Origin of the sequence: Bradyrhizobium sp. 31Argb, from assembly GCF_043638955.1 — a bacterium.
Lineage (GTDB): Bacteria > Pseudomonadota > Alphaproteobacteria > Rhizobiales > Xanthobacteraceae > Bradyrhizobium.
Genome location: NZ_JBEGDB010000340.1, coordinates 1 through 7686 on the forward strand (window position 1 = coordinate 1; position 7686 = coordinate 7686).

Sequence of the window (7686 nt, forward strand, 5' to 3'; positions counted from 1 at the left end):
AACAAAAAGCACGGGGGTAGGACCACAGGTTCAACCGAAGCATTCCGGCTTTCCCTGCGCGATGGTTTTACGGCTTACTTCGTACTCTCCCCGGTGACCGGGCTTTCTTGCCACCGTCATCAGTAGAAGCTTGCTTCTACGAACTTAGCGCCAGCGTCGGGGCGCCAGGACCACACGACTTCGCCGTCCGCTGATGTTGCGTTCGTCTGTCGCAACAGCCGCGTCCACCGCATCTCACCGCAACGTTCGTGACGATCGCGAGCCGCCCCTCTCTTGGGTGAGACGTGCGGAGTTAAATCACTGATTTGCCCGACGGCGAAAGCGGAATGTTTTTTCCGCGAGGGATAGACAGACTTTTGCTGATTTGCCCGTCGGGTTGATTTGTCGCACCCAAAGCAACCACATCGTCATTGCGAGCGCAGCGAAGCAATCCATAGCGCCGCGAGCGGAGGCATGGATTGCTTCGCGGAGCCCGTCATCGGGCGCGCGTTCGCGCGACCCGTTGGCTCGCAATGACGGGGTTGTCAGGGCTCGCGACTTCGTCGGGCCTCGGAATGACAGCGGGTGGTCAGCAACCCGCCAAAAATAAACGCCACCGAGCGCAATGAATATTGCTTGGTGGCGTTGATAGATACTGGGCCCTGAAATCCCCAGCACTGAATTGGTCAGCGCCGCATGTCATCAGGTTCAATCACGACTCTAGAAAACGTGAATTTTGCATTAGCTAAATGATGCGCGTCATACGACAGAAGCGCTGCCCGATCGCGCAAACGACAACTTCAAGTAAGCTGCAAAATATTGTCTCGTCCGTTGCGGGATGAAACGACGGACCTCATCCCGAGGAGCCGCGCCAGCGGCGTCTCGAGGGATGGCCACGGGTGAGAGCGGGACCTCATGGTTCTCAAGGCGATGCGAAGCATCGTCCGGAGACGCGCGAAGACGCGCTCCTCACCATGAGGGTCTAATAGCGTGCACGCTGCTGGATTGCCGGCAAAGAAGGTCAACCGCTCTCGCCTACTCCATCACCGCCCCGCCTACTTCATCACCGCTTCGACCTCGCCTCTGAATGCCTGGCGCGAGGTGTCGCGGGAATAGAACATGTGGCCGCCGGGATAGACGACGAGCTTGACACGGTCAGGGCTCGCAAAGGCCGGCAATTGGTCGAGCGCCATCGCCGAGCCGAAGTAAGGGGTCGCGAGATCGAACAGGCCGTGGCCGATCAGGAGCTTCAGCTTCGGATCGAGCGCGAGAATCTGCCGGAGCTGTGAGACCGACTCGGCCGGGTTTGTCCCGCGGCCGAAATCCCAGGAGCCGGCGACGCGGCCGTTGAGCAGATGATAGGATCCGTCCGGCCGCCAGTTCAGCCTGCCCCTGGTGAGGTCGACAACAGCACTCGTCAGCGGCGCAATCAGCGGATCGCCGGACGGATCGCCGAAGCGTGAAACGCTCGAATCCGGATTGGGATCGAAGCCTTCGACTGATGCGTCGTAGCGGCCGGTCACCTTGCCATTGCGGCGATCGAACTCCCTGCGGAATTCGGAGACATCGAAACGCCCCGCGAGGCGGCGGCTCACCGCCGGATCGATGTCGGTCAAGGCCGCCACCCTGTTGGCGAGCCGTGTCGTAGCCTCGCTGTCGGCTTGCCCCTTGACAAGGTCGACCAGGAAATCGCCGCGCGCATATTGTTCGACATCGGCGACGTCGCTGCGCGTCACCGGCCCCTTTCTCTGGCGCGCGACCGCCGCCATGGTCGGAAGGCTCGCGACATATTGCAGCAGGCTCGTGCCCTGGAATTCGCGGAAATCGAGCAGCGGCGAAAGCAGGATCAATCCCTTTACGCCGAAGCCCTGCTCGGTCTGCAGATTATGCACGATCTTCGGCCCGCGGATGCCGCCATAGCTTTCGCCCACGACATATTTCGGCGACAGCAGCCGCTCATGCTTCTCGAGCCAGCGGCGGATCACCAGCGCGACCGCATTGACATCGCCGTCGACCGAGAAGAAGCGCTTGCGCACGTCGTCTCCGGTCGCGACAAAACGGCTATAGCCGGTGTCGACGGGATCGATGAAGACGAGGTCGGTGAAGTCGAGCCAGGTTTCCGCATTCGGCACCAGCTCGGGCGACGCCGACGACACCGCCCCCTCGCCGCCCAGCGCAATCCGCCACGGTCCGGCGCTGCCGAGTTGCAGCCAGGCCGACGATGCGCCCGGCCCGCCGTTGAACAGGAAGGTGACCGGGCGATTCGCCCGATCGGTGCCGTCGAGCTGATAGGAGGTATAGGCGATATCGGCCTGCGGCTCGCCCTTCTGGTCGAACAGGCGGATCGAGCCGGCGGTAGCCGTGAACTCCAAGGTACGTCCGGGCAGCGCCAGCGTCTGCTTGGTCATGGTATCAGGCGGCAAGCGGTGCTGCTCGGACGCCGAGGGTGGATTGGCTGCCGCACTGCGGTCTCCGCCGCCCTTCCGACCGGCCGGCGCCTCTGTCGTCGGCGAAGCCGACGGTGCTGACGGTTTGGGGGCGTCGCCCGCGTCCTGCGCCCACGCGCCGCTCACGACCGAAAATGCGAGCAGCGCGACCATCATCCGCGTGCGCGCAGTGCGCTCTGTTCTGACCCGGCTTGTCATGTCCCACTTCCCTGTAGCCCGGGCGGAGCGCAGCGCAACCCGGGACGTCTGCGTCAGCATTAAGAGCGGCCCCGGGTTACGCTTCGCTTCACCCGGGCTACGACGTGAAATTGCGGCCGCTTCCATCGTGCGTGCAGCTACACAACCCGAGGAATTGTGTGGAAATCACAATCGCGCCAGCCGGTTTGCATCGCGATGAATGCGACACGCCTGCGACAATACGCGCCGATCAGGTTGTCCGCGGCGACAATTGAGTGATATCCGTCACATCCACAAGGTTGCCAACCCAACTATTCGCTTCCGGAGAACCAAACCGGCGCCACCGCGACTAACCAAATTCTACCGTTTGAGAGGTTCCCGAAATGAAACGAGCGATAGCTATTTGTGTCGGCCTGTTGGCGCTGGCTTCGCCGGCCGCGGCCGAGTCACCGGTGGCCGTCGTCGAGGACGTGCAAGGCAAGGTCACCGGCGCCGAGTTCATGGATTATGTGGCCCCGAAGACCGTGATCAAGCTCGCGGACGGTGGCTCGATCGTGCTGAGCTATATGACATCCTGCCGGCGCGAAACGATCTCGGGGATCGGCACGGTGATCGTCGGGACCGAGGAGAGCGTCGTGCATCTTGCCGACGTCAAGGCCGAGAAGACCGATTGCGATTCCAACCAGACGCACGCCACCACGCAGGCGACCAGCGCTGTCGCCGCCACCGTGTTGCGCAGCGTCGATGCCAGCAAGGCCGCATTGCCGCAGCCTCAACTCACCCTCTACGGCGCTTCGCCATTCGTGGAGGCCAAAGGACGCGGCACGCTGATCGTGCGGCGCCTGGACATCCCCGGCGAGCGTCAGCAGGTTGATCTCGGCGGCACCCAGCTCAAGGGCAGATTCTTCGATTTCGCCCGGGAGAGCGGTGTATTGGTCCCCGGCGGCCTCTACGTCGCCACCTTCAAGTCGTCGCAGATCGTGTTCCGCGTCGACCCGCAAGCCAAGCCCGGCCCCACGCCAATCGTCGGCCGCCTGCTGCGGATGAATTAGGGTGTGATGATTTCACGTGGGAACGATCGCCGGCACTTCTCCCTCTCCCCGTTCTTGCGGGGAGAGGGTCGGGGTGAGGGGCTGTCTCCACGCGCACGGTGACAGACGTGTTCGCGGAGGCTCCCCCTCACCCGAAATTCAAGCTGCGCTTGAATTTCGACCTCTCCCCGCAAGCGGGGCGAGGTGGAGTCGAGCCCGCCTCTCGATTTGAGAAAAGATCATCACCTCCTTGTCGGGATCAGCGACCTTGAGCATCGGGCGCACCGCGCGCGAGGTGATGACAATCGCCGCGATCGCGCTGGTCTGTGCCGCCATTTCTATCTCGCCCGCACTCAAGCCGATCCAGGGCCTGTCTCTCGACATCCTGACCGCGCTGCGCTGGAGGATCTTCCAGAGCGCGCCCGACCCTGCCGCTTCGCCGGCGGTGGTCGTCGCGATCGACGAGGAAAGCTATCGCGCGGCGCCGTTCAAGGGATCGCCCACGCTGACCTGGACCGGCGAGATTGGCCGCGTGCTCGGCGCCATCATCGATGGCGGTGCCAAGGTCGTCGGTTTCGACCTGGTGATCCCGACCTCGATCGAGCTGTCGCAAATTCCGTTCAGCGACGGCGTGCTGGGCGAGAAGGTGCGCGGCTTCGATCGCGACTTCCTGCGCGCGCTCGCCTCCGCCTCGACGTCCGGCAAGGTCGTGCTCGGCGAAATCCTGCGCGGTGATCAGCCGATCCTCCCCTCTCCCGGCCAGCGCGTCGCCGTTCGCCAGCAGCAGAACATCCGCCCGCTCAACGTCCATACCGACAACGACGACACGGTGCGGCGGGTGCCGCTGACCTTTGTCGTCGGCGACGCAAGGATTTCCGGCATGGCGCTCGAACTGGCATCGCGGGCGCTTGGCGCGACGCCCGACAGCGACGCCAGTGGCAACGTGACGCTCGCCGGTTACCGGATTCCGAGCCCGGTGCCGAACACGATGACGCTGAACTTTGCCGGCGGCGCGGACGACATCCCGACCTTCTCCTTCGCCGACCTGCGCGCCTGCGCGGCCAAGGGTGAGAAGGATTATTTCCGGCGCTGGTTCGACGGCAAGGTCGTCCTGATCGGCACCGTGCTCGACATCGAAGACCGCCAGGCGACATCCAAACGATTTGCCACCGGAGGCGACGGGAAACACCCTGTGCCGCGCTGCGCGCTCGACGCCAGTCCGCCGGCCGCGCCGAGCATCGCGCGCAGCACGATCGCGGGCGTCTATATCCACGCCACTGCCGTCAACAACCTGATCACCCGCAACGCGGCGAGCGAGCCCGGCCAGCTACTGACGTTCCTGATCGCCTTTGTGTTTGCCGCGCTGGCCGCGACGGCGGCACGCCTATTCAGGCCATTCACCGCCGTCCTCTCCTTCGCAGCCGTAAGCGCGCTCGGGCTTGTCGCCGCCACCTTCGCCTTTACCCACGCGTTGGCGCTCCCGCTGGTCGAGCCGTTCGCAGCAGGCACGGCTGCGCTCGCGGCGATGGTCGGCCTTCGCTTCGCCGTCACCGATCGCGACCGCAGGCTGCTGCAGAAGAGCTTTGCGCTCTATCTCGCTCCGCACGTCATCAACCGCATGCTGTCGTCGAAGAAATTGCCGGAGCTCGGCGGCGAGGCGCGCGAGGTCACCGTGTTCTTCTCCGACCTTGCGGGCTTTTCCGCGATCGCGGAAAACATGCCGCCGGACCGGCTGATGTCGCTGATGAACGAATATCTTTCCGACATGACCGACGTCATCGAGGCCAATGGCGGTTACGTCGACAAATATATCGGCGATTCCATCGTCGCGGTGTTCGGCGCGCCCGCCGACGATCCTGACCATGCTGCGAACGCGGCGCGCGCGGCGCTCGACTGCTGCACACGCCTCGCCGAACTTAACGCCACCTCGCCGGTCTTCCGCGACCATCCGCTCGCGCAGCGCATCGGCATCAATTCCGGCGAGGCGCTGGTCGGCAATTTCGGATCGCGGCGGCGCTTCAATTATTCTGTCATGAGCGATGCGGTGAACCTTGCCTCGCGGCTCGAAGGCGCCAACAAGTTCTACGGCACCACCATCATCGCCTCGGATGCGACGGTGGCGCTCGCCGGCAGCGGTTTTGCCTGGCGCGAGCTCGACGAAGTCCGCGTCAAGGGACGCAATCAAGCGCTGAAGATCTATGAACTGGTGGCGCGGTCAGATGCGCTGTCGAAAGCGCAGCAGTCGCTGATCAAGACTTATGGCGAAGGACTCGCGCATTGGCGCGCCGGCGAATTCCACCTCGCCACGGAGGCTTTCAACCGCGCGGCCGCAACCGACAAGCCGGCCGCCCTGTTTCGCGAGCGCGCCGAGCAGATGGCCGCGCAGCCGCCGGGCGGGGACTGGGAGCCGATCCGCACGCTGCAGGAGAAGTGAAGTACCGTAGCCCGGGTGAAGCGCAGAGCAACCCGGGGCCGCCCGTTAACGTGGATACAGATGTCCCGGGTTACGCTTCGCTCCACCCGGGCTAAGCGGGCGCTCACCTCTCCAGCTTGCAGGGGGTCGGGCGGACCGACCATTACGGAATTGTGTCGGGCAGCCGCCCGACCTTGCCCGAAATGCCGGTCTTCTGATCTCGACAAGCGCGGCCAAGCTGTATAGACGGGCGCGGCGCGGAACCGCGCGCCATCAGAGCCGAGCTTGTCGTGCAATGACCAGTCCCGAGCGATACGAGAAGATCGCCTTTGTCGCCAGCAGCGGCACCGAGGCGCAGGCCGCGCTGGCGCAACTGACCGCGCTCTACGGCAATTGCGATGCGGCGGACGCCGACGTCGTGGTCGCGCTCGGCGGCGACGGCTTGATGCTGCAGACGCTGCACGCCAACATGCGCTCGGGGAAACCGATCTACGGCATGCATCGCGGCACCGTCGGCTTCCTGATGAACGAATACTCGACCCACAATCTGCGCGAACGGCTGGCTGCGTCGCGGGAATCCCTGATCAGCCCGCTTTTGATGCGCGCCACCGACATCCACGGCGCGGTGCATCTGCATCACGCCATCAACGAGGTCGCGCTGTTCCGCCAGACCTACCAGGCGGCGCGCCTGCGCATCCTGATCGACGAGCACGAGCGGATGCCGGAACTGATCGCCGACGGCATCCTGGTCGCCACCCCGGCCGGCTCGACCGCCTATAACCTCTCGGTGCAGGGACCGATCGTCCCGATCAACGCCGCCCTGCTCGCGCTGACCCCGATCAGCGCCTTCCGCCCGCGGCGCTGGCGCGGCGCGCTGTTGCCGAATTCGGCATTCGTCGTGATCGAGGTGCTCGAGGAGGCCAAGCGCCCGGTGGCGGCGGTCGCCGACCATGACGAAGTGCGCGACGTCAGCCGCGTCGAGGTGCTGACCGACAAGACCATCTCGATACGCATGCTGTTCGATCCCGGCCACAGCCTGGAAGAGCGCATCCTGCGCGAGCAGTTCGGGTATTGATGCTGTCGTCCCGGCCTTGACCGGGACGACGAATATCCCCCGCGCAACCTTTCCTTAACCGCCACAGCGATATGGTTAACGGCGGGTAATGCCGTTTGGGCCGGGCGGGACATGTATCGCATCGATTTCAACAAGCTGCGGTTTCTGATCTGCGACGACAATCCGCACATGCGCCGCATCCTGCGGACGCTCTTGCATTCGTTCGGCGCGCGCGAAGTCTACGAGGCGGAAGACGGCGCCACCGCGCTCGAAATGTATACCCACTACGTTCCCGACATCGTCATCACCGACTGGTCGATGCCGATCTTCGACGGGCTCGAGCTCGCGCAGATGATCCGGCAGCCGGAATCCAACGCCAATCCCTATGCGCCGATCATCATGCTGACCGCGCATTCGGAGAAGCGCCGCGTGACGGTGGCGCGCGATGCCGGCGTCACCGAATTCCTGGCCAAGCCGATCTCGGCCAAGGGACTCTACCAGCGCATCCTCGTGAGCGTCATCCGGCGACCACGCACTGAGGGCTGATCTGGTCGGCTAGGAAGATCTCGTGGATTGTTTCGTCAC

The 7686-nt window shown here is 64.2% G+C and carries 4 protein-coding genes and 1 pseudogene; 4 read left to right on the forward strand and 1 reads right to left on the reverse strand.

Annotated elements, in window-relative coordinates:
* Positions 1-1034 precede the first annotated feature (1034 nt).
* Positions 1035-2582, reverse strand: a complete 1548-nt coding sequence (locus AAFX91_RS36650; protein ID WP_394569763.1) for a S10 family peptidase — start codon at positions 2580-2582, stop codon at positions 1035-1037.
* Between the two features lie 404 nt (positions 2583-2986).
* On the opposite strand from AAFX91_RS36650, the gene AAFX91_RS36655 reads away from it, so the two are divergent.
* The 4 genes and pseudogenes from AAFX91_RS36655 to AAFX91_RS36670 form a co-directional block, all read left to right on the forward strand.
* Positions 2987-3655, forward strand: coding sequence for a hypothetical protein (locus AAFX91_RS36655; protein WP_394569761.1), 669 nt, complete (start codon positions 2987-2989; stop codon positions 3653-3655).
* Positions 3656-3932: 277 nt separating this feature from the next.
* Entirely contained in the window at positions 3933-6068 is a 2136-nt protein-coding gene (locus AAFX91_RS36660; protein WP_394569764.1) for a CHASE2 domain-containing protein, read from the forward strand.
* 274 nt (positions 6069-6342) lie between these two features.
* Entirely contained in the window at positions 6343-7122 is a 780-nt protein-coding gene (locus tag AAFX91_RS36665; RefSeq protein WP_394569762.1) for an NAD kinase, read from the forward strand.
* A gap of 111 nt (positions 7123-7233) precedes the next feature.
* Positions 7234-7635, forward strand: a pseudogene (locus tag AAFX91_RS36670) (response regulator); the annotation flags it as partial.
* Between the last annotated feature and the right edge of the window lie 51 nt (positions 7636-7686).

What these genes read in the sequence shown, in the direction of transcription:
- AAFX91_RS36650 (WP_394569763.1), bottom strand. Translation starts at nt 2,582, where the DNA reads ATGATGGTCGCGCTGCTCGCATTTTCGGTCGTGAGCGGCGCGTGGGCG.
- AAFX91_RS36655 (WP_394569761.1), top strand. Translation starts at nt 2,987, where the DNA reads ATGAAACGAGCGATAGCTATTTGTGTCGGCCTGTTGGCGCTGGCTTCG.
- AAFX91_RS36660 (WP_394569764.1), top strand. Translation starts at nt 3,933, where the DNA reads ATGACAATCGCCGCGATCGCGCTGGTCTGTGCCGCCATTTCTATCTCG.
- AAFX91_RS36665 (WP_394569762.1), top strand. Translation starts at nt 6,343, where the DNA reads ATGACCAGTCCCGAGCGATACGAGAAGATCGCCTTTGTCGCCAGCAGC.